This is a genomic window from Phytobacter ursingii (assembly GCF_001022135.1).
GTDB classification, from domain to species: Bacteria; Pseudomonadota; Gammaproteobacteria; order Enterobacterales; family Enterobacteriaceae; genus Phytobacter; species Phytobacter ursingii.
In genome coordinates this window covers 189,912-211,349 of record NZ_CP011602.1, presented here as the reverse complement: position 1 = coordinate 211,349, position 21,438 = coordinate 189,912, and the positions used below count along the sequence as shown (strand labels likewise).

Annotated in this window: 15 protein-coding genes and 3 tRNA genes; 8 read left to right on the top strand and 10 right to left on the bottom strand. The window is 54.5% G+C overall.

The window, feature by feature from the left end:
• Positions 1 to 23 precede the first annotated feature (23 nt).
• Complete coding sequence (locus tag AB182_RS04430) at positions 24 to 1,391, top strand: L-serine ammonia-lyase (RefSeq protein ID WP_047369050.1); 1,368 nt, start codon at positions 24 to 26, stop codon at positions 1,389 to 1,391.
• 110 nt (positions 1,392 to 1,501) lie between these two features.
• Complete coding sequence (gene xni, locus AB182_RS04425) at positions 1,502 to 2,257, top strand: flap endonuclease Xni (RefSeq protein WP_047369049.1); 756 nt, start codon at positions 1,502 to 1,504, stop codon at positions 2,255 to 2,257.
• Between the two features lie 143 nt (positions 2,258 to 2,400).
• On the opposite strand, the gene rlmM is transcribed toward xni, so the two are convergent.
• The 4 genes from rlmM to AB182_RS04405 form a co-directional block, all read right to left on the bottom strand.
• The gene (rlmM, locus tag AB182_RS04420; protein WP_047369048.1) at positions 2,401 to 3,501 is read right to left on the bottom strand and encodes a 23S rRNA (cytidine(2498)-2'-O)-methyltransferase RlmM; all 1,101 of its coding nucleotides are present in this window, start codon (positions 3,499 to 3,501) and stop codon (positions 2,401 to 2,403) included.
• Positions 3,494 to 3,889: a DUF423 domain-containing protein gene (locus AB182_RS04415; protein WP_039077090.1), complete on the bottom strand. Its 396-nt coding sequence runs from the start codon at positions 3,887 to 3,889 to the stop codon at positions 3,494 to 3,496. The genes rlmM and AB182_RS04415 overlap by 8 nt, the downstream gene beginning before the upstream one ends.
• 38 nt (positions 3,890 to 3,927) lie before the next feature.
• A complete protein-coding gene (gene gcvA, locus AB182_RS04410; protein WP_047369047.1) occupies positions 3,928 to 4,842 on the bottom strand; it encodes a glycine cleavage system transcriptional regulator GcvA in 915 nt (304 codons plus the stop codon).
• Between the two features lie 350 nt (positions 4,843 to 5,192).
• A complete protein-coding gene (locus AB182_RS04405) occupies positions 5,193 to 5,423 on the bottom strand; it encodes a YgdI/YgdR family lipoprotein (protein WP_039077092.1) in 231 nt (76 codons plus the stop codon).
• 192 nt (positions 5,424 to 5,615) lie between these two features.
• Here AB182_RS04405 and csdA point away from each other — a divergent pair, with 192 nt between their 5' ends.
• The gene (gene csdA / locus AB182_RS04400; protein WP_047369046.1) at positions 5,616 to 6,821 is read left to right on the top strand and encodes a cysteine desulfurase CsdA; all 1,206 of its coding nucleotides are present in this window, start codon (positions 5,616 to 5,618) and stop codon (positions 6,819 to 6,821) included.
• Positions 6,821 to 7,270 carry a cysteine desulfurase sulfur acceptor subunit CsdE gene (csdE, locus tag AB182_RS04395; protein WP_047369045.1) on the top strand — a complete coding sequence of 150 codons (450 nt, stop codon included), beginning with the start codon at positions 6,821 to 6,823 and terminating at the stop codon, positions 7,268 to 7,270. The genes csdA and csdE overlap by 1 nt, the downstream gene beginning before the upstream one ends.
• Here the strand turns inward: csdE and tcdA are convergent.
• Together tcdA and mltA are read right to left on the bottom strand one after the other, a co-directional pair.
• Entirely contained in the window at positions 7,255 to 8,067 is an 813-nt protein-coding gene (tcdA, locus tag AB182_RS04390) for a tRNA cyclic N6-threonylcarbamoyladenosine(37) synthase TcdA (protein ID WP_047369044.1), read from the bottom strand. The two genes, csdE and tcdA, sit on opposite strands and share 16 nt — an antisense overlap.
• A 362-nt stretch (positions 8,068 to 8,429) precedes the next feature.
• On the bottom strand, positions 8,430 to 9,527 hold the full coding sequence (mltA, locus tag AB182_RS04385; protein WP_047369043.1) for a murein transglycosylase A: 1,098 nt from the start codon (positions 9,525 to 9,527) through the stop codon (positions 8,430 to 8,432).
• 204 nt (positions 9,528 to 9,731) lie between these two features.
• Here mltA and AB182_RS04380 point away from each other — a divergent pair.
• From AB182_RS04380 to AB182_RS04370, 3 genes are all read left to right on the top strand, one after another.
• Positions 9,732 to 9,808: transfer RNA gene (locus AB182_RS04380), tRNA-Met, on the top strand.
• Between the two features lie 44 nt (positions 9,809 to 9,852).
• A tRNA-Met gene (locus AB182_RS04375) sits at positions 9,853 to 9,929 on the top strand.
• Between the two features lie 44 nt (positions 9,930 to 9,973).
• Positions 9,974 to 10,050: transfer RNA gene (locus AB182_RS04370), tRNA-Met, on the top strand.
• 155 nt (positions 10,051 to 10,205) lie between these two features.
• Here the strand turns inward: AB182_RS04370 and amiC are convergent.
• Positions 10,206 to 11,459 carry an N-acetylmuramoyl-L-alanine amidase AmiC gene (amiC, locus tag AB182_RS04365; RefSeq protein WP_071845827.1) on the bottom strand — a complete coding sequence of 418 codons (1,254 nt, stop codon included), beginning with the start codon at positions 11,457 to 11,459 and terminating at the stop codon, positions 10,206 to 10,208.
• Between the two features lie 226 nt (positions 11,460 to 11,685).
• Here amiC and argA point away from each other — a divergent pair, with 226 nt between their 5' ends.
• On the top strand, positions 11,686 to 13,017 hold the full coding sequence (gene argA / locus AB182_RS04360; RefSeq protein WP_047373178.1) for an amino-acid N-acetyltransferase: 1,332 nt from the start codon (positions 11,686 to 11,688) through the stop codon (positions 13,015 to 13,017).
• Between the two features lie 39 nt (positions 13,018 to 13,056).
• Here the strand turns inward: argA and recD are convergent, their stop codons facing one another.
• The 3 genes from recD to ptrA are packed head-to-tail and all read right to left on the bottom strand — an operon-like array spanning position 13,057 to position 21,312.
• Entirely contained in the window at positions 13,057 to 14,889 is a 1,833-nt protein-coding gene (gene recD / locus AB182_RS04355; RefSeq protein ID WP_047369041.1) for an exodeoxyribonuclease V subunit alpha, read from the bottom strand.
• The gene (gene recB, locus AB182_RS04350; RefSeq protein WP_047369040.1) at positions 14,886 to 18,431 is read right to left on the bottom strand and encodes an exodeoxyribonuclease V subunit beta; all 3,546 of its coding nucleotides are present in this window, start codon (positions 18,429 to 18,431) and stop codon (positions 14,886 to 14,888) included. The genes recD and recB overlap by 4 nt, the downstream gene beginning before the upstream one ends.
• Positions 18,424 to 21,312, bottom strand: coding sequence for a pitrilysin (gene ptrA / locus AB182_RS04345; protein ID WP_047369039.1), 2,889 nt, complete (start codon positions 21,310 to 21,312; stop codon positions 18,424 to 18,426). The genes recB and ptrA overlap by 8 nt, the downstream gene beginning before the upstream one ends.
• Between the last annotated feature and the right edge of the window lie 126 nt (positions 21,313 to 21,438).

The following is a 21,438-nucleotide window of genomic DNA, read 5'->3' as shown; positions in this document are numbered from 1 at the left end:
TTCTTAGCTATGGATACTGCATCATGATCAGCGTATTCGATATTTTTAAAATCGGTATTGGCCCTTCCAGTTCTCACACCGTTGGGCCAATGAAAGCCGGTAAGCAGTTCACGGACGACCTGATCGCACGCGACATGCTGCAAAACGTCACCCGCGTTGTGGTTGACGTTTACGGTTCCCTCTCACTGACCGGGAAAGGTCACCATACCGATATCGCCATCATTATGGGGCTGGCGGGAAACCTGCCGGACACGGTGAATATCGACGCCATTCCTGATTTTATTCAGGACGTTAATACCCACGGGCGGCTGCTACTGGCAAACGGTGCCCATGAAGTGGAGTTCCCGGTCGATAAGTGCATGAATTTCCATGCAGATAATTTATCGCTGCATGAAAACGGGATGCGCATCACCGCCCTGAACGGTGAAAAAGTTCTGTATAGCCAGACTTATTACTCTATCGGCGGGGGTTTTATTGTTGATGAAGCTCACTTTGGCCAGAGCAATGACGCCCCTGTCGCCGTACCTTATCCGTACAAATCCGCGGCGGAGTTGCAGCAGCACTGCCGTGAAAGCGGACTCTCCCTTTCCGGCCTGATGATGCAAAACGAGCTGGCGCTGCACAGCAAGGCAGAACTGGAGGCGCATCTATCCGCCGTATGGGATGTCATGCGCAGTGGAATCGAACGCGGTATCACTACCGAAGGCGTCCTGCCGGGCAAACTGCGCGTTCCGCGCCGGGCGGCGGCGTTGCGGCGTCTGCTGGTGAGCAGCGATAAAACCACCAGCGATCCGATGGCAGTGGTCGACTGGATTAATATGTTCGCGCTGGCCGTCAATGAAGAAAACGCGGCGGGCGGTCGTGTGGTGACAGCCCCGACCAACGGCGCCTGCGGCATTGTGCCGGCGGTGCTGGCCTACTACGACAAGTTTATCCGTGAGGTCAACGCTAACTCGCTGGCGCGCTATCTGCTCACTGCCAGCGCTATTGGCTCGCTCTATAAGATGAACGCCTCGATTTCCGGCGCGGAAGTGGGTTGCCAGGGTGAAGTCGGTGTCGCCTGCTCTATGGCCGCCGCCGGGCTGGCTGAACTGCTCGGTGGCAGCCCGGCTCAGGTGTGCATTGCCGCAGAAATCGGCATGGAGCATAATCTTGGCCTGACCTGCGACCCGGTGGCCGGACAGGTGCAGGTACCCTGTATCGAACGAAACGCCATCGCCTCGGTAAAAGCGGTGAACGCCGCGCGGATGGCGCTACGCCGGACCAGCGAGCCGCGCGTTTGCCTGGATAAAGTTATCGAGACCATGTACGAAACGGGCAAGGATATGAACGCTAAATACCGCGAAACCTCTCGCGGTGGACTGGCGATGAAAATTGTGGCCTGCGATTAATCATCCGACGCCTCGTTTTACGAGGCGTCTTCCCGAATCCCCTGCTGCGGATAGTCTCCCGGCTCCGTCAATGTTACCCTGAGCGCCTGTATCATGGCCTGGAGGGAACGGTGGCTATCCATCTGCTCATTGTTGACGCGCTCAACCTTATTCGACGTATTCATGCTGTTCAGGGGTCGCCCTGTGTCACCACCTGCCAGCACGCGCTGGATCAGCTGATTCTCCACAGCCAACCCACCCATGCGGTCGCCGTATTTGACGATGAGGCCCGCAACCAAAGCTGGCGACACCAGAGGTTGCCCGATTACAAAGCCGGAAGACCGCCGATGCCGGAAACCCTGCATGATGAGATGCCGGACCTGCGTGCTGCATTTGCGCAGCGCGGCGTACAAAGCTGGGTGTCGCCGGGCAACGAAGCTGACGATCTGGCCGCCACGCTCGCCTGTAAAGTGGCAACAGCAGGGCATCAGGCCACCATTATCTCGACAGATAAAGGCTATTGTCAGCTTCTGGAGCCGGGCATCCGCATTCGCGACTATTTTCAAAAGCGCTGGCTGGATACTCCCTTTATCGCCAGCGAATTTGGCGTTTCGCCGCGGCAACTCCCCGACTACTGGGGTCTTGCGGGCATCAGCAGTTCAAAAATACCGGGGGTCGCAGGGATAGGCCCGAAAAGCGCGGCGCAATTGCTGACCGACTTTCAGGATCTGGAGGGTATTTATGCCCGTCTGGACGAGGTGCCGGAAAAGTGGCGCAAAAAGCTTGCTGAACATAAGGAGATGGCCTTTGTATGCCGCGATATCTCACGCCTGCAAACGGATATCCATATTGACGGTAATTTGCAGCAACTGCGTCTTTCCCGGTAACCAGCCTACGGGTAACGTCATACCCAGGCCGGAGAGAGCCCATCGGCAATGTGGTAGTAAAGAAAGGGATCACACCGGCATGTAGTCTGTAAAAGCTGGCGAGCAAACTGACCTGCCAGGCAGGTCAGTTTGACAGGAGAGGCTTAGCGCTCGTCGCGACGTCCCCCCACCGCAGCCCACCAGCGACGGACGTGGACCGTCACTTCTTCGCGATCATGGTAAAGCTGGCGCGCCTGGATTTCGGCATTAATGCCATGTTCTTTTAGCTGTTCCTGAATATACGCCAGATTCTGCGAAACCTCTTCATAGCGCTTTTTCATCGGCAGCTTGAGGTTGAAAATGGTCTCTCGGCACCAGCCATTAACCAGCCACTGCGCCATCAGCGCGGCGACTTTGGCGGGTTTTTCCACCATATCGCAGACCATCCATGAAATGTTGTTACGGTTCGGACGATAGCGGAAGCCATCTTCGCGCAGCCAGGTTACTTGCCCGGTATCCATCAGGCTTTGCGCCATCGGGCCATTATCAACCGAAAAAACCCACATGTTGCGCTTCACCAGTTGATAGGTCCAGCCGCCAGGACAGGCGCCCAGATCCACCGCGTACATACCGTTCGCCAGACGCTCGTCCCATTCATCGGCCGGGATAAACACATGGAACGCCTCTTCCAGTTTCAGCGTTGAGCGGCTCGGCGCATCGGCAGGAAACTTGAGACGCGGAATACCCATATAAAACGGTGAATTGTTGGTGGTGTAAGAGTAGCCGGTATAGCAGCAGCCTGGCGCAATAAAGAACACATGCACTACCGGACGCTTCGGCGTCTCGTAGTTAACCAGAATACCCGCCTCACGCAGCGCCGCACGCAGCGGCACGGTGAATTTGCGGCAGAACTTCATCAGCTCTTTGCTTTCGTTAGTGTCTGCCACTTCAACGCGTAAGTCACCGCCTTTTTCCACGACACCCTGCAACATCCCCACGATCGGAGTGATGCGGTCTTCCGGCGGCAGATTCTGTAACAGCTCGCCTACCACGAACATCTGACGGGCGAAGATCAGCGAACTGAACGGCAGTTCACGCGCCAGTTTGTCCGCGTCATCAGGCTGATAACATTCAAAAATGACATAACCCGCGTTCTCTTTAACGCGGGCAAAACCAAACACCTCACGGCGTCCGGCTTTGTCGGTAATCTCTGCGGCACACTCTTTCTCGAAACCAGGGCGGCACAGTAAAACAACTTTATTCATGAACAACGCCCTTACGTTTCAGACGGATTGCACCAATAAACATTAACACCCACCCTGCCAGGAAGCAGACGCCGCCAACAGGGGTGACAAAGGCCCACAAACGCAGATGTGAAAGCGCCAGACAATACAGACTGCCGCTAAATAACACCGTGCCCAGGGCCAGAAATACACTACTCCAGTAAAACCAGATGCTGATACGACGCTGCATCGCCACCGCCAGTCCCAAAACCGCCAGCGTATGGAATGCCTGGTAGTTAAGGCCGGTCTGGATCCAGCCCATCTCAACAACACCCATCGATTTACTTAAAACATGCGCGCCGAATGCTCCCAGCGCGACATAAACAAAACCGCTCACAGCGGCGAAAATCAACATGAAACGGCTGGTCATGTGCGTACCCTAAAGTCATGCGCTTACCGCGCGTACAATTATTGTTCGTAGCGGAAACGGAATTTTTCCTGTTCGCTTGCCGCTTTTGCCAGGATCCACTGTCGAAAGGCGGCTATTTTACCCAGTTCTGCCTGGCTGTCATGACAAACCAGATAAAACGCGTTCTTACTGACCAGAACATCATTAAATGGGCAGACCAGACGGCCTGCTTCAATTTCGGACTGTGCCATCACATTGTTGGCCAGTGCGATCCCCTGTCCATGGATTGCTGCCTGTAGCACCATCGCGCTATGGCTAAAAATAGGTCCCTGCTGAACGTTAAGACTAAGACCCAATTGCCGCGTATAAGTTTGCCAGTCCCGACGAGACGCATCGTGCAACAGCGTGTGCTGCGCAAGATCTGCCGGCGTTTTCAAAGGTTTATCGCCGGTTAATAATAACGGTGAGCAGACCGGCAGCAGGTATTCCGCGTACAATTTTTCAACACGCAGCCCCGGCCAGTTGCCGCGACCATAAAAAATGGCCACATCAACATCATCCGCCAGTTTGTCTTCCTGACGATCTACGGCCTGAATTCGAACGTCGATTCCCGGATAAGCTGAGTTAAAGCTAGAGAGGCGGGGCACCATCCATTGAATGGCAAAACTGGGCAGCAAACTGACCGTTAACGCCCCTTTCGCACTGCGAGCCTGGAGTTTACGCGTGGCTTCGGTCAGTTGGGAAAATATCTCTTTAATATCCTGAAAATAACTCTGCCCTTCCTCGGTTAATAGCAGAGAACGATTACGCCGACGAAACAATTTGAGCCCCAGAAAATCCTCGAGAGACTTGATTTGGTGGCTTACTGCGGCCTGCGTCACAAATAGCTCATCTGCCGCGCGCGTAAAACTTAAATGGCGTGCTGCAGCATCAAAAACACGTAATGCATTAAGGGGTGGTAATCGCTTGGACATGGTTATCAGGCTTAGATGTTAAGGCGTTTTAACAAACAGGAAACAACATGTAACCTATTAGTTTTTTTTATCTGAGCCATTATAATTTGTCCGTTGAGCTTCTACCAGCAAATACCTATAGTGGCGGCACTTCCTGAGCCGGAACGAGAAGCTTTTTTTGGAATGCGTGTTCTGAAGGGCTTTTGGCTTACGGTTGTGATGTTGTGTTGTTGTGTTTGCAATTGGTCTGAAATTCAGGCCACGGTAGCGAGACTACCCTTTTTCACTTCCTGTACATTTACCCTGTCTGTCCATAGTGATTAATGTAGCACCGCAAGATTGCGGTGCTTTTTTTTGCCCTAAAAACGGCGTTATTTCTTCTCCAGCGCAACCATCTCTTTCACATCGCTACGGTTGATTTGCTGTTCGTTGCCGTTGGCATCTTTATACGAAATCATACCGGTTTGATCATCAGTCTTCGGTTTCCCGTCGGAGACGATCGTACGCCCGTCATTGGTGTGTAAGGCGTAGTTAGGACCGGAACAGGCGCTCAGTGCAAAAGTAAATAAACAGGCAGAAATAATTGCAGCAGTCTTTTTCATCTTCTTCTCCTCATAGCAATTAATGCTAAATAAACCTCAATAACTGACAGGCTTAAACATCCATCTAACACTAAATAGCATAACCTGCTTACAGAAGGTTGCATGGACAAACAGACAATTCCGATGGTTATCAACCTCCTTGCTCCGGGGAGAAATTTGCGCGACGATCAACAGATTGATACGAGGAATACCATGAACGCTTTCAACCCGGCGCAGTTTCGCGCCCAGTTTCCCGCGCTCGCCGATGCCGGTATTTATCTGGACAGCGCAGCCACAGCGCTAAAACCGCAGGCGGTCATCGATGCAACGCAGCAGTTTTATAGCCTGAGCGCCGGTAATGTACACCGCAGCCAGTTCGCCGAAGCGCAAAAACTGACAGCGCGTTACGAGTCCGCCCGCGATCGGGTGGCGACGCTGCTCAATGCCCCGTCGGGCAAGAACATCGTCTGGACGCGCGGTACCACCGAAGCCATCAATATGGTTGCGCAAAGTTATGCACGTCCTCGTCTGAATACCGGCGATGAAATCATCGTCAGCGAAGCCGAGCACCACGCTAATTTGGTACCGTGGCTGATGGTTGCTGAACAGACCGGCGCACGGGTGATCAAGCTGCCGCTGGGAGCAGATAACCTTCCTGATATCAGTCAATTACCGCAGCTTATCACCCCACGCAGCCGCATTCTCGCCCTGGGGCAGATGTCGAACGTCACTGGTGGTTGCCCGAACCTGGAGCAGGCTATCGCTATTGCTCACGAGGCAGGCATGGTCGTGGTGGTGGATGGCGCACAGGGGGTCGTGCACTTCCCGGCAGACGTTCAGCGTCTGGACATCGACTTTTATGCCTTTTCTGGTCACAAGCTCTATGGCCCAACGGGCATCGGCGTGCTGTACGGTAAATCGCATCTGCTGGAGGCCATGTCACCATGGTTAGGCGGCGGCAAAATGATTACCGAGGTGACATTTGAGGGTTTTCAGACGCAGCCTGTACCGTACAAACTTGAGGCCGGGACGCCAAATGTGGCCGGGGTGATTGGTCTGGGCGCGGCGCTGGAGTGGCTTAATGGTGTTGATATCGCCCAGGCGGAAAGCTACAGCCGTGGGCTGGCGACGCTTGCTGAAGACGCGCTTGCTAAACGCGCAGGCTTTCGCTCTTTCCGCTGCCAGGATTCCAGCCTGCTGGCCTTCGATTTTGACGGCGTACACCACAGCGATATGGTTACTCTGCTGTCGGGTTATGGCATTGCCCTGCGAGCCGGGCAACATTGCGCGCAACCCTTATTGGCAGCGCTTGGGGTAAAAGGGACGCTTCGCGCCTCTTTCGCGCCTTATAATACTCAACATGATGTGGACGCGCTGGTTGACGCCGTTGACCGCGCCTTAGATTTACTGGTGGATTGATGATTAACGTCGCATTTGCCGGGCATCCCTTTGGTCACACCATTACCGAAGAGACGCTACGCCAGACCTTTCTTCCCCTCAAACAGTGGGAAGACAAATACCGCCAGCTGATTTTGCTGGGCAAACAGTTACCCTCGCTTTCAGATGAACTCAAAGCGCAGGCGCGTGAGATTGCTGGCTGTGAAAACCGTGTCTGGCTGGGATATACACTAGCAGAAAACGGCACGCTGCATTTTTTTGGCGACAGCGAAGGTCGGATCGTACGCGGTATGTTGGCCGTGCTGCTGACCGCCATTGAAGGCAAACTGCCGCAGGCATTGCTGGCGGGCGATCCGCTGGCGCTCTTTGACGAACTGGGATTACGCACCGAGCTTAGCGCTTCACGTAATCAGGGGCTGGCGGCCCTGGCCGCCGCCGTGCAGGATGCTGCACGTCAGGCGCTTGCCTGACGCTCCGCTTTTGCCATCATTTTTTTCAGTGCATGGGACACCGCCACAAAACCAAAGGTGGCGGTCACCATGGTCGCGGCGCCAAAACCTGATGCACAATCCATCCGTTTCGGCCCTTCTGCCGTGCTTTTCATGGCGCACACTGAACCATCTGCCTGCGGGTAAACCAGCGCTTCGGTGGAAAAAACACAATCCACACCCAGTTTGCCTTTGCTGTTTTTGACCACGCCAAAATCGCTTTTGAGGCGCTCGCGCAGTTTCGCTGCCAGCGGATCCTGAATAGTCTTCGCCAGATCGGCCACCTGGATTTGCGTCGGATCGATCTGTCCACCCGCACCGCCGGTTGTCACCAACGGAATTTTATTGCGACGGCACCAGGCGATCAGCGCCGCTTTAGGGCGCACGCTATCGATGGCATCAATCACGTAGCTGTAACCGGCCCCTATATACCGGGCGACGTTATCGGCCGTCACGAAATCATCAATCACAGTGACGCGGCACTCCGGGTTGATCAGTGAAATGCGCTGCGCCATTACTTCCGCTTTCGCCAGTCCGACATTGTCGCGCAGGGCATGAATTTGCCGGTTGGTATTGGTCACGCAAACATCATCCATATCGATCAAGGTAATAGCGCCAATTCCCGTTCGTGCCAGCGCCTCAGCAACCCATGAACCGACCCCGCCGATACCAACGACGCAGATATGTGAATCGGCAAACAGTTGCAGCGCTTTTTCACCGTATAAACGCGCCGTGCCGCCAAAACGTTGACGCCAGGCATCGCTAATTACCACAGACATAAGACCTCAGATGTAAAACGGGTGAGGTTTCTCCCTCACCCATGATGTTGCTGACAACCCTGGAGCGATGAAATTAGGGGAATTCCCCGGTGGCGCTGCGCTTACCGGGGCTACAGGACCGTAGCCCAAATTAAGCGCTTGCGCCGCCATCCGGGACTCTCCCTGGTGGCGCTGCGCTTACCGGGGCTAAAGGACCGTAGCCCGAATTAGGCGCTTGCGCCGCCATCCGGGACACCTCCCCGGTAGCGCTGTGCTTACCGGGGCTACAGGACCGTAGCCAGATTAGGCGCTTGCGCCGCCATCCGGGGCGACACCACTCCATAAATCCATTATTTTTAAAAACTAGTTTTAGCGTATCACACTCAGCCGCTAAAGACGTTACCCGCCCCCGGCGCGGTTTTCAGCACCCACACGCGTCCATAATGGTTGTACCACCCGGCGCGGTGACCCGCATCCGGGCCAATGCCCTGATAAATATCAAAGTGCTGGCCTTTGATTGCACCGCCGACATCCAGCGCCACCATCAGCCGTAATTCATACTGACCGGTAAATTTGCCATTCACATCCAGCAACGGCACTTCTGCCAGCAGCGTGGTCCCCGCCGGGATAATGCTGCGATCGGAGGCCACGGAGGCGCGACCAATCAGCGGAACTGCACTCGCACCTTTCACCGGCGCATAAGATTGGGGTTTAAAGAAGACGAATGACGGGTTTTCTTCCAGCAGCGCGCGCACTTCCGCTTCGCTGTGGGTTTCACCCCAGTGGCGGATAGCCTGCATCGACATATCTTCTTTTTTATACTCGCCACGGTCGATCAGTACCTTACCGATGCTGCGATAGGCATGGCCGTTTTTGCCAGCATAGCTAAAGAAGTTAAGCGGGCTGCCATCACCAAAATCAATATAGCCGCTGCCCTGAACATCCATGATGAAGTTATCCATCAGCGAATTGCTATACGCCAGCACATAGCTGTCGCTCAATGCGCCTGCGTAAATCTCGGCGCGGGAAGGCAGACGCCCTCGTTTGGGCGGCATGCGGTAAATCGGATACTGGAACTCGCCCTGGCGGGTGTGGCGTGCCTGTATGACCGGTGTGTAGTAACCGGTGAACTGAACGTTACCGTAGTTATCTGCCCCTTCCATCTGCCAGGCATCGATACCGTACTGACGCATCGTGCGGGTATCGCCCCCCGAACGCAGCCACTGCTGTACCGCATTATAAACGTTGCTCTGTCCTGAATAGAGGCGCGGAGAAGCGGTGCGGATTTGATTCACCTGCTCGGCAAAGTCGCCCGCGTTAATCGGTGCGCCAGTCGCATCAGGCTGGTTTACCAGAGAGAAAGGCTGGGAGAATTTCCCGTCCTTATATTGTTGACCGCGATCGGTCGGCTTTGAAGTACAGGCGGCGAGAAGTGCTGCCATTGCGCCTGCGAGTAGATATTTTGCCCAACGTCCTTTCATTTCTCTCATCTTCTGGTTAATCCGGAGCGTGATGAAGATAACAAACCGCCCCTGCTAATGAAATGCGATTGCGCAACCTGACGCAAATGCAGTACAAAAAACAATCTTATCGTACTGTTTTTATACAAATGTCACGCTAATCCGCCATTCCGTTAAAAAAGGGTTGCATCATAATGTTAGCGGAGTATAGTGCGCATCCACGGACGCGGGGTGGAGCAGCCTGGTAGCTCGTCGGGCTCATAACCCGAAGGTCGTCGGTTCAAATCCGGCCCCCGCAACCAATAACAATCTGATGCACATTTACTCGATGAAGAGTAAAGACGGACGCGGGGTGGAGCAGCCTGGTAGCTCGTCGGGCTCATAACCCGAAGGTCGTCGGTTCAAATCCGGCCCCCGCAACCAATAACAATCTGATGCACATTTACTCGATGAAGAGTAAAGACGGACGCGGGGTGGAGCAGCCTGGTAGCTCGTCGGGCTCATAACCCGAAGGTCGTCGGTTCAAATCCGGCCCCCGCAACCAATACAACAGACACCCTTATGGGTGTTTTTTTGTTTTTATTCTTCGCCCTTCTTGCTGCACCTTTGTTGACTGCCTTCATTCACCCCCGTCACGTACCGTTGTACGCTCCCGGGGATTCATTGTGTTGCCGCCGCGAATAAAAATATGCCTAAAAACTAGCCTCTTCTCGCCAGCGTTGCGCCATCGGCAAAGTACGCCTTAATTCCTGCCAGAATCGACTCCGCCACCTCTTGCTGGAACTTCGCCGTCTTAAGCTTACGCTCTTCTTCCACGTTACTGATAAACGCCGTTTCAACAAGAATCGACGGAATATCCGGCGCTTTCAGTACCGCGAAGCCGGCCTGTTCGACACTGTTTTTATGCAGGTTATTAATATTGCCCAGCTTATTGAGCACCGCTTTGCCAAACTTAAGGCTGTCATTGATAGTGAGCGACTGCACCATATCGAACATCGTGTGGTCGAGATAGCGATCGCCGCTTTTGCTCACCCCACCAATCAAGTCGGAGGCATTCTGCGTTTCCGCCAGATATTTCGCCGCAGTACTGGTCGCCCCTTTGGTTGAGAGGGCAAAGACCGACGAACCGCTCGGCTGGCGACTGCTAAAGGCGTCCGCATGAATTGAAACAAACAGGTCGGCGCGCTGCTTCTGCGCTTTCGCGACGCGTACCTTCAGCGGGATAAACACATCCTCATTGCGCGTCATGTAGGCTTTCATATTGCCTTCCTGCTCAATCAACGCGCGCAGGCGACGGGCAATTTGCAGCACCACATCTTTTTCACGGGTCCGGTATTTACCAATGGCGCCCGGATCCTCACCGCCATGGCCCGGATCAAGCATAATAACGATCGGTCGATCCCGTCCCGCTTTCCCCGGCTGCGGCCCGCTTTGCGCAGGCGGTACCTGTTTTTCCAGATCGCCCTGGTTGTATTCTTCCAGAAGCGCGAGCAGCGGATCCTGGACATCTTTCGCGTTCGCCGGATAAAGATCCATCACCAGACGTTCTTTAAACCCCGCTACCGGCGCAAGGGCAAAGAGCTGCGGCTTAATATCCTGCTTAAGCTCGAACACCATACGCACCGTTTTTGGATCAAACTGCCCAACGCGCGCAGATTTGATAAAGGGATCATCGCCGCGAATTTGTGCCCCCATCCCTTTCAAAACGGAGTTCAGGTTTACGTCTTCGATATCAACAACCAGCCGATCCGGATTGCTGAGCGCAAACTGGCGATATTTAAGCACACGGTTAGACTCAACGGTCACGCGAGTATAGGTTGACGCAGGCCAGACGCGCACCGCCACCACCTGACTGACGGCGGCAAGACCGACCTGACTCACGCTCAATAACCACATAGCGCCCGCCCCTTGTAACAATCTGCGGCGGCTCAACCTTGATTGACTTCCCGACATGCTTCTCCCGAGCAAAAAAGATGAAATACTAAGTAAACGTCAGATTTGACCGAAAACTTTAACGAATGACGCATAAACTGTCATCTATAAAAGGGTAAACATACACAATCCATGCAAGAGCACGCAGGAATTATTCTTTGTCTAAGGCTAATTTATGGCTTGCACCTGGCGCCATAAAAGAATAAAAATACACAATTTACGAATAATCATGCAGTGAGGGTTGGCCGTGGTAAAGGAACGCAGAACCGAACTGGTACAGGGATTTCGCCATTCTGTTCCCTATATAAATACCCATCGGGGAAAAACGTTTGTCATCATGCTGGGTGGCGAAGCCATTGAACATGAAAACTTTTCCAGCATTGTCAGCGACATAGGCTTACTTCACAGCCTGGGCATTCGCCTGGTGGTGGTGTATGGCGCACGTCCGCAGATTGATGCAAATCTTGCCGCGCATAACCACGAACCGGTGTATCACAAACACACCCGCGTGACGGATGCCAAAACGCTTGAACTGGTAAAACAGGCCGCTGGTTTGCTGCAACTGGACATTACTGCACGCCTCTCTATGAGTCTGAACAATACGCCATTGCAGGGCGCGCACATTAACGTCGTTAGCGGCAACTTCATTATCGCCCAACCACTGGGCGTGGATGATGGCGTGGATTATTGCCATAGCGGGCGTATCCGTCGTATCGATGAAGAAGCCATTCACCGTCAGTTAGACAGCGGCGCTATCGTGTTGCTCGGCCCCGTTGCGGTGTCAGTCACGGGCGAAAGCTTCAACCTCACCTCAGAAGAGATTGCGACACAACTGGCCATCAAACTGAAAGCGGAAAAGATGATCGGCTTTTGTTCATCACAGGGCGTCTACAACGAAGATGGGCAGATTGTCTCCGAGATGTTCCCGAACGAAGCCCAGTCCCGGGTCGAATCGCTGGAAGAGCAAGGCGATTATCACTCCGGTACAGTGCGTTTCCTGCGCGGCGCAATGAAAGCCTGTCGAAGTGGCGTACGTCGCAGCCATCTGATCAGTTATCAGGAAGATGGCGCCTTATTGCAGGAGCTGTTCTCCCGTGACGGTATCGGTACGCAGATTGTGATGGAGAGTGCGGAACAGATCCGCCGTGCCACCATTAATGATATCGGCGGCATTCTCGAACTGATTCGCCCCCTGGAGCAGCAAGGTATTCTGGTACGTCGTTCACGCGAGCAGCTGGAGATGGAGATCGATAAATTCACCATCATTCAGCGCGATAACCTGACTATCGCCTGCGCGGCGCTCTATCCGTTCCTGGAAGAAAAAATCGGCGAAATGGCCTGCGTCGCGGTCCATCCGGACTACCGCAGTTCATCACGCGGCGAAGTATTGCTTGAGCGCATTGCAGCCCAGGCGAAACAAATGGGTTTGAGCAAACTGTTTGTCCTCACCACCCGCAGTATCCACTGGTTCCAGGAGCGCGGCTTTACCCCGGTGGATATCGACTCCCTGCCGGAAAGTAAAAAAGAGATGTACAACTATCAGCGACGGTCAAAAGTGCTGATGGCAGATTTGGGGTAGGTTGACCGATAGCCCTTACCGCCGGGTGAGGGCTATGTTCTACATCGTTTCAAAAATGGCATTCAGTCCGCTTCGCCGTTCGGTACGCGTGGCAATGGCCTGCGCCAGAATACGTTCATCGGCATACAGCGAGAGCCGCTTTTTCGCACGGGTAATCGCGGTATAGACCAGTTCTCTTGTCACCACTGGCACAATCTGGCCCGGCAAAATCAGGGCCGCATGATCAAACTCCGATCCCTGCGATTTATGTACCGTCATCGCCCAGGCGGTGTCATGCTCCGGTAAGCGGCTGGGCTGTACGGATTTCAGGCTGCCGTCAGGTAACGGGAACCAGACACGGATGCCCTGCCCCTGATCGAGCGCAATACCAATATCGCCATTAAACAGCCCCAGCGATGCATCATTACGCGTGATCATGACCGGCCTGCCGTGATACCAGCGCGCATGCGCCGGGCGTGAAATCCGCCGCTGCCGAATCAGCGCCTGCTCGATACGATCGTTCAGCCCACTTACGCCAAATGGCCCTTCACGCAACGCACACAGCAACTGATATTCACCAAAAGCGGTAAGGACCTCTTGCGGCTGCGCGCCATCGCGAACCAGCCCGAGAAAACGTCCATAGCCTGCCAGCGCATCATCAATCATGCTCTGATAATCTTCTGTACTTTGCAGGTGTTTATTTTCGATATCGCTAAAGCCCTGGCCCAGCACCGCGCTTGCCGCCGCTTTATCGCCACGATTAACCGCCGCCGCCAGTTGCCCGATGCCCGAATCGCTGCCAAAGCGATAGCTTTTTTGCAGCAGGCACAGGCTGTCACGTAGCGCACTGGCCGAAGCGCCTTCTCCAGCGGGTACGGTCGTTCCTGTTATTCGCGACAACTGTGCAGCGCGCTCCGGAGTAAACCCTTTATTGACCCAGGCGCAAATATCTCCGAGTACCGCCCCGGCCTCCACTGAGGCTAACTGGTCGCGGTCTCCGAGGAAAATGACCCGCGCATGTTGCGGTAGTGCATCAATCAGCCGTGACATCATCGGCAGGTCAATCATGGAGGCTTCATCCACCACCAGCACATCCAGATGCAACGGATTGCCCGCGTGATAACGCAGGCGCTGGCTACCGGGTAGCGCGCCCAGAAGACGATGCAGGGTACTGGCTTCGTCAGGCAGCGTCGCCTTTTGTTTGTCAGTCAACGGCAACTGACGAAGCGCTGCACCTAATGATTCCGTCAGACGAGCGGCTGCCTTCCCTGTTGGTGCGGCAAGACAAATGCGACAGCGTGAACCATCGGCCATTTGCACCAGCGCGGCAAGCAGCTTCGCCACCGTCGTGGTTTTCCCGGTACCCGGCCCACCAGAAATCACCGACACGCGGCGAGTCAGCGCAACCGCCGCCGCCACCTTCTGCCAGTTGATATCATCCGAAGGTTGAAACAGGTTATCCAGCGCCTGCCGCAAGCGGTTTTCATCTACCGCCAGGGGGTGATTAACCTTAGCAAAAAAGGCGGCAATACTGCATTCATTGCACCACATACGATTGAGGTAGAGCCGCTCACCCACGAGGATCATCGGCGTTGCCGCCTCCCCCTCACTAACGGCAGGCGAGGCCAGTAACGTCTTTCGCCAGTCCGCAGGATGACCAACCTCTTCATAAAGAGAGGCCAGTAACGGATGCGCTCTGGCAGGCAGGTTTTCCGGCGCTAAACGGGAAAGCGGTAAGCAGACATGCCCTTCTCCGGCGTCAAAGCTCAGCATCGCCGCCGCCAGCATCACCGCAGGTTCATCATCGCTGGCCACGGTCAGGGCGAACTGCACATCCAGAGGGCGTAATATTTTTAGCGCTGCGGCCTGCTGCAATAACGTACGCAGTTTCATTGCGCCACCTCCAGTGTTTCCCCGGCAAACAGGGCATCCATCTGGCTTATCAGTGCCGCGTCAGGCCGGGTGGTAAAAATCCCCTGCTGCGGATTACCGGGCTCGACACCACGCAGGAACAGGTAAATAACGCCACCAAAATGGCGCTCATAATCGTAATCGGCAATGCGGTGGCGCAGGTAACGATGAAGGGCGAGTGTATAAAGTTGATACTGCAAATCGTAACGGTGAGATTGCATAGCGGCAGCCATCGCCTCATGGGTATAAGCCTCGGCGGATTCTCCCAGCCAGTTAGATTTGTAATCCAACAGGTAGTAACGCCCTTCATGGCGAAACACCAGATCAATAAACCCTTTCAGCATGCCGCGCACCTCGCGGAAATCCAGCGGCGGACATTCAGCAGACAACGGATCGTAGCGGCGAATCAGCGCATCAAGCGCCCCGGCACGCAGATTTTGTGCAATCGGGATATAGAACTCCATCTCTACCTGCTTTTCCTTTGCCGTTAACTGATGCAACGATGCCCCCGTATCGGCAAGGGGAACGTGAAGGATCGTGTCGATCCATTCGCTGATAACCGGCTGCCAGTGCTCTTCAAAACCGCCGCGCTGGAGTTTCTCTGCCACCCAGTCAGGGGCAATCGGCTGGGTGAAATCCAGATCTTCAAACAGGCTGTGTAAGAATGTCCCCGGCGAGGCGCCGCGTGGGAACTGATGCGGCGTGAGCATCGGCTCGGCCAGCAGGTCTCGCTCCCCGGCGGCATCAAGGTCCAGGCGCGGCAATAAATCCTGCGCAATGCTATGCCCGCGCTGTTGCAGCCCCGAGTAACTGGTCACGCGCCAGTCATCACGCACGGTTCGTGTCATCTGGCGGGCCGTTAACACCTGCACGACATCTTGCGGCGCCTGCCAGCGAACGTTGTCCGGCGCATCAGGCATCAAAAGAGCGATATTCTCATCACACAGCGCCTCAATGCAGGCCCGAAGCCCCTGCGCATCGCGAGGCTGCCCCTGTTGGATAAGGCGCCCCAATGCGTTGAGATGGAAATCGCTGTCACCCGTTTTTTCGCCGCGACGACGAAAAATAGGGGCGATCCCCAGACTGCAATGCCAGACCGAACGCGTCAGCGCCACGTAAAGCAGACGCAGATCTTCCGCCAGGCGCTCTGTCTCCGCCAGCTCAATACTCTCCTCAGCCTTGCTGAGGTCCAGCACGGGCGCAAACGAGGTGCGATCGTGGTAAAACGCCTGATCCTGAACGCGAAAATTGGCAATAAAGGGCAACCAGACCAGCGGATACTCCAGCCCTTTCGATTTGTGAATAGTGACAATTTTTACCAGATGTTTGTCACTTTCCAGGCGCAACTGCTCACTTGACGCATTCGCGTCCGGTTCGGCGATATGCTGTGCCAGCCAACGCACCAGCGCATGCTCACTTTCTACCTGCGTGCCCGCCTCCTGCAGTAATTCGCTCAGATGCAAAATGTCCGTCAGGCGGCGTTCGCCCCCCGGTGTCGCCAGTAGATTTTCCGCCACGTGGCGCGCACTCATTAATGCACGCAGCATTGGCATCACGCCGCGTTTAAGCCACATCTCCCGCCAGCCGGCAAACTCTTCCACTATTGCATCCCAGGCGACTTCGTCCTGGTTAAGCGTTTCGATATCCAGCGCACTCAAACCCAGCATGGAGGTCGCCAGCGCGCTGCGTAACGTATTTTCACGTTCCGGCGTAAGCACCGCCTGTAATAGCCAGAGAAGCTCCTGGGCCTCCGGCGTATCAAACACGCTGTCACGGTTAGAAAGATAAACCGAGGGGATATTAAGCAGACCCAACGCGTCGCGAATCAGTGACGCTTCATGGCGGCTACGGATCAGCACAGTAATGTCAGAGGCTTTCACAGGGCGAGCCGTTTTACCCTCATACAGCAACGCCTCCCCCTGTTGCCCGGCGATCAACCAGTCACGGATTTGCGCCGCGCATAGCTCGGCCATAAAGGTCTGATAATCTCCAACCCCAACGCCCTCGCTTTTCATCAGCCACATCGCCATCGCAGGCTGATTTTCACCTTTTATCGTAAAACGCAACGACTGATTTTTCGTCGCTGACTTCACTGGCTGAAAAGGTATTTGCCGAAACATAAAGGCGTTTTCAGTCTGGCTAAAAAGCTGATTAACACTCTCCACCATTCCCGGGGCGGAACGCCAGTTGGTATCGAGCGTATAACGGGCGTTCACTTCATCGCGCGCTTTCATGTAGGTAAAAATATCGGCGCCACGGAAAGCGTAAATAGCCTGTTTCGGATCGCCAATCAGCAGCAACCCGCTTTCCGGCTGGCGGTGCCAGATACGACGGAAAATACGGTACTGCTGAGGATCGGTATCCTGAAATTCATCAATCATGGCGACCGGGAAACGAGTGCGGATCGCCGTTGCCAGTGCCTCGCCATTCGCACTTTGCAGGGCACTGTCCAGGCGACTCAACATGTCATCGAAACCGAGTTCGCCACGGCGACGTTTTTCTCTGGCCACCGCTTCACGGATTTCACGCATCGCGCTGGTTAACATCAAATCATTGAGCGTCAGCGGTGCATTCAACAGGGTTTCTATCGCGTCGAAGACGGCATGCTCCGGTACCACACCGCCCTCTTTGGTTCGCTCACGCAGGAACGGTTGAGCAAACTTTTCCAGCGCTTCCGGTAACTGATAACTGCAGGTGGTTTCAGCGGCCCAGGCGCTGATCTTTTCCATCCAGCGGGCCTGGTTGGTGCGATTGAATTTTTGCCGCATGATCCCGGAGCCTTCAATTAGCGGCCCCAACTCGTCCACGGACGCAAGCCATTGCTGTTTGACACTATCGATCCGGGCAATGATTTTCTGATGGCGACTCGCCAGCGTTTCATCTGCTGGCGGTGCGGCTTTGATTTGCGGCGCTTCACCCTGCAAATAACGATCGATGGCTTTGAGCAAATCATGGGGGCCTTTCCACGACTCATGAACCACCTGTGCCAGATCACGCGGCAAGGGGTAACAGTGGCGACGCCAGAAGTCAGCACAGGCTTGGTAGCGCAGCAGTGATTCATCTTCGATCAGTTGCTGTTCAAACAGCATGCCGGATTCAAAGGCATTGAGGCTAAGCATGCGCTGGCAAAAGCCGTGGATAGTAAAAATAGCCGCTTCATCCATCTGCCGTTCAGCAAGCATCAGCCACTGTGCGGCCTGTTGCTTATCGGTGATCTCATGCAACAGGCTGGCATACAACGGGTTGTCGGTTGTCTCGCGCAAACAGGCGATGCGAAGTTCATGGATATTGCTGCGAATACGTCCGCGAAGCTCTTCAGTGGCGGCCTCGGTAAAGGTCACCACCAACAGCTCTTCGACGTTTAGAAGGCGTGGAAAGGCGGCATTACCGCCTAAACCAAGCAACAGCCGCAGGTAGAGTGCGGCGATGGTGAAGGTCTTACCGGTGCCCGCAGAGGCTTCAATCAGTCGCTCGCCGGTTAGCGGCAAGCGAAGTGGATCAAGGGACTCAGCGGTTTCACTCATTTTTCTCGCTCATCAAGGGTAAGGATTGCTGCAACGCGCTGACGCTGTCCCAGACTTTCCACCCTTCGGGCTGCGCATATTCCGCTTTCCCACTTTGGCTTCCGGAAATCTGTGACAATACCGCCATGCCCTGCGGCTCAACTACCGCCTGATGGAAGAAATCGGCAAGTTTCTGCGGCGTCAGCAGTTTTATCTGAGCCACTACTTTATCACGTGAATCGAAGCGCATATTGCCCCGATCAAAATCTTTACTGAGTTTTGAGGCTTCTTCGCCCAGCGTCTGCGGTGCCTGTTGGATTTGCGCAATAACTCCTTGTTGGATTTGCGCAAATTCTTCCGGCTTCATGGCACGCAGCTTCGCTTCCGCAGTGGGGAAGAAGGCCTTATAACGCTCCCACAGCCAGGCAGGCTGCTTGCCGTTGCTCTGTAATAAGAAGCCCATCCCCCACTGACGGCCAATGCTCATCGGGAAAGCGAACACCGCATAACCAAGCTGCTCTTCGGTACGCAATTGATTATAAAACCACGGCTGAATGATCTGCCCAAGCATTGCAGTGTAAGCCGAACTGGTGAACTCATCGAAACCAGACGGAACAAACACGGCGGCCAGGGCGGAATCAGTACTGTTGCCCGCTTTTTCGAACATCACTGACTGCGGTTTGTCGATCAGCACGTCTTTGTTGCGACACCATTCGCTGCCTTTCGCTCCCAGTTGATCCTGAACGCCGTGCGCCAGATCTTTGGTCTGCTGTTCGGTAAGGTTCCCCACCACCAGAAATTCAGGACGCGCATTGGTTTTCAGTGCATCACGATAAGTAAGGATGTCATCAAGCGTAATTGACGGCAGTAGCGCACGACGGTCTTCTCGCTGGAAATAAGGTACCTGAGAGAGCATCTGTACTGGCATGATAGCCTGATCAAAGGCTTTACCTTTATCTGCGGAGTCCATCATCTGCGCATACCAGGATTTCGCCTGTTCAAGTTGCTCTGCAGTCGGCGTATAGCTGAAATATCCCGCCAGTAACGCCTGGAACAACTGTGGTAAACGCTGGGTATAACCATTGGCGTTGAGCATCAGGCCATTATTGGCATTCGTCGAGAAACTAATGCCGCCTGCTGCCGCCTGATTACTTAACTGGTCCAGCGCGATCCCCGCCAGATAGTCGTTCAGGGCGAACAGCACCTGATTTTTCGCGCTATCCATCGCTTTTGGATTACGCAGCACAACGCTAACATCCGCTTTCGGTTCGTTCGCGAAGTAGCGGCTCGGCATATAGACTACGCGCAGGTTTGACTCGTCAACGATCAGCTCCGGATGGGTGTACTCTTTCGCCGGTTTGATCAGCGTAAAGTCATCCGGAATATACGGGTTAAGTTCAGGCGTTTTCAGCGCGATATCCGCCGACTTCTGCTGCCAGAGCGTAAACAGCTCCGGGGTGATTTTGTTCACCTGATAGGGCGCTTCGACAAAGTACGCCGTTTTGTCATGCGGTTCGTCAGGGCTGATATACCAGATACGGGCATTTTGCGGTGTCATTTCATCCAGACGCGCCTGCACGGCTTTGGCATCGTACCGATCGGCAATGTTTACCGAATCGAGCGTGTGGGCAACCGGCACGCGGATCATGGTGTCCGCCAGCCATTCAACGTACCCCATATCACGAGTGATCGACGGGTAGCGGAAATCGAGATCCAGAATGTGCGCCAGTTCGTCGAAATAACGCTTATCCACACCTTTATCGCGCAGCATAGTGAGATAGCTGAAAATGGCCGCCACCACCGTATCGCGGTTAGCCTGCCCTTTATCCGTCAGGGTGGCGGAGATAGCCAGTACACCGCTATTGCCGTTCACGACCGGGTCAGAATCCGCACGAATGCCTTCTGCCAGACCCTGTTTTTGCAGCCAGTCAGAGAGCGTTCCGGGACTGCGGTTGCCGATAAGATAGGTGATCAGCTCATCCGTTTTGCTACGGAATTGCGCGGTGTTGTTATCGATACGAAATTCCACACGCAGTACCTTACGTGGCACTGCCGGAACGTAGTGAATAATGATGCCCTTTTGCGCATCGGTGACGACCGGAACATTGATGGCAGGACGTTCAATGTTTTTATTCGGCACCCGACCAAAGGTCTCAACCGCAATTTTCGCCAGCTCCGGCAAAGGGCGATTACTGTAAATCACCGCTTTCATCAGATTGGCAGAATAGTATTTTTCGTGAAACGCGAGCAGCGCTTCGAGCACCGGACTGCCTGGTTTATCGCTCAGCGTTTCGAGATTGCCCCCGGAAAAGCGTGCGCCAGGATGCGCCGGGTTGATGGTCTCCGCGCTCACCTGCGCCATACGCATGCCGTCACGCGTACGCGCCATGGTTAGCTCTGCATTGACAGCATTACGCTCGCGATCGGCATATTTTTTATCAAGCAACGGTGCGGCTATCGCATCGGCCAGTCGATCAACGGCCCCTTCCAGCGCATTGTTTTCCACTTCCAGATAAAATGCGGTGCGATAGGGGGCGGTGCTCGCGTTATGGCTACCACCGTGCATTTTCAGAAATTCGGAGAGGCTGTCCGGCTGCGGGTATTTTTTCGACCCCATCAGGGACATATGCTCAAGATAATGAGCCAGGCCAGGATGTGCGGCCGGGTCTTCAAGGGAACCCACCGGGACAACGAGTGCAGAAAGAGATTTCACCGCCTGGGAATCAGAAACCAGCAGTACCACCATGCCGTTGTCGAGACGAATCGCCTGATACTGGCGGGTATCTTTATCGCTCTTACGGATAGTTTCCTGTACCGGCTGCCAACCATTGTCTGCCTGACTGTATGATGCCCAGAGGGCAAAGAACACAACGAAAGCTTTTAACCAGGTGCTGCGGGGCATTCACGAACCTCATCATTAACAATCCCGTCGCTTTCCAGCCATGCTGAAATTTTCAGGGCAAAACGTGCGTCGGCAGCATGCCGAACTCTTGGTATATCAGTCCGTGACCCGTCGCGCATAATAAAG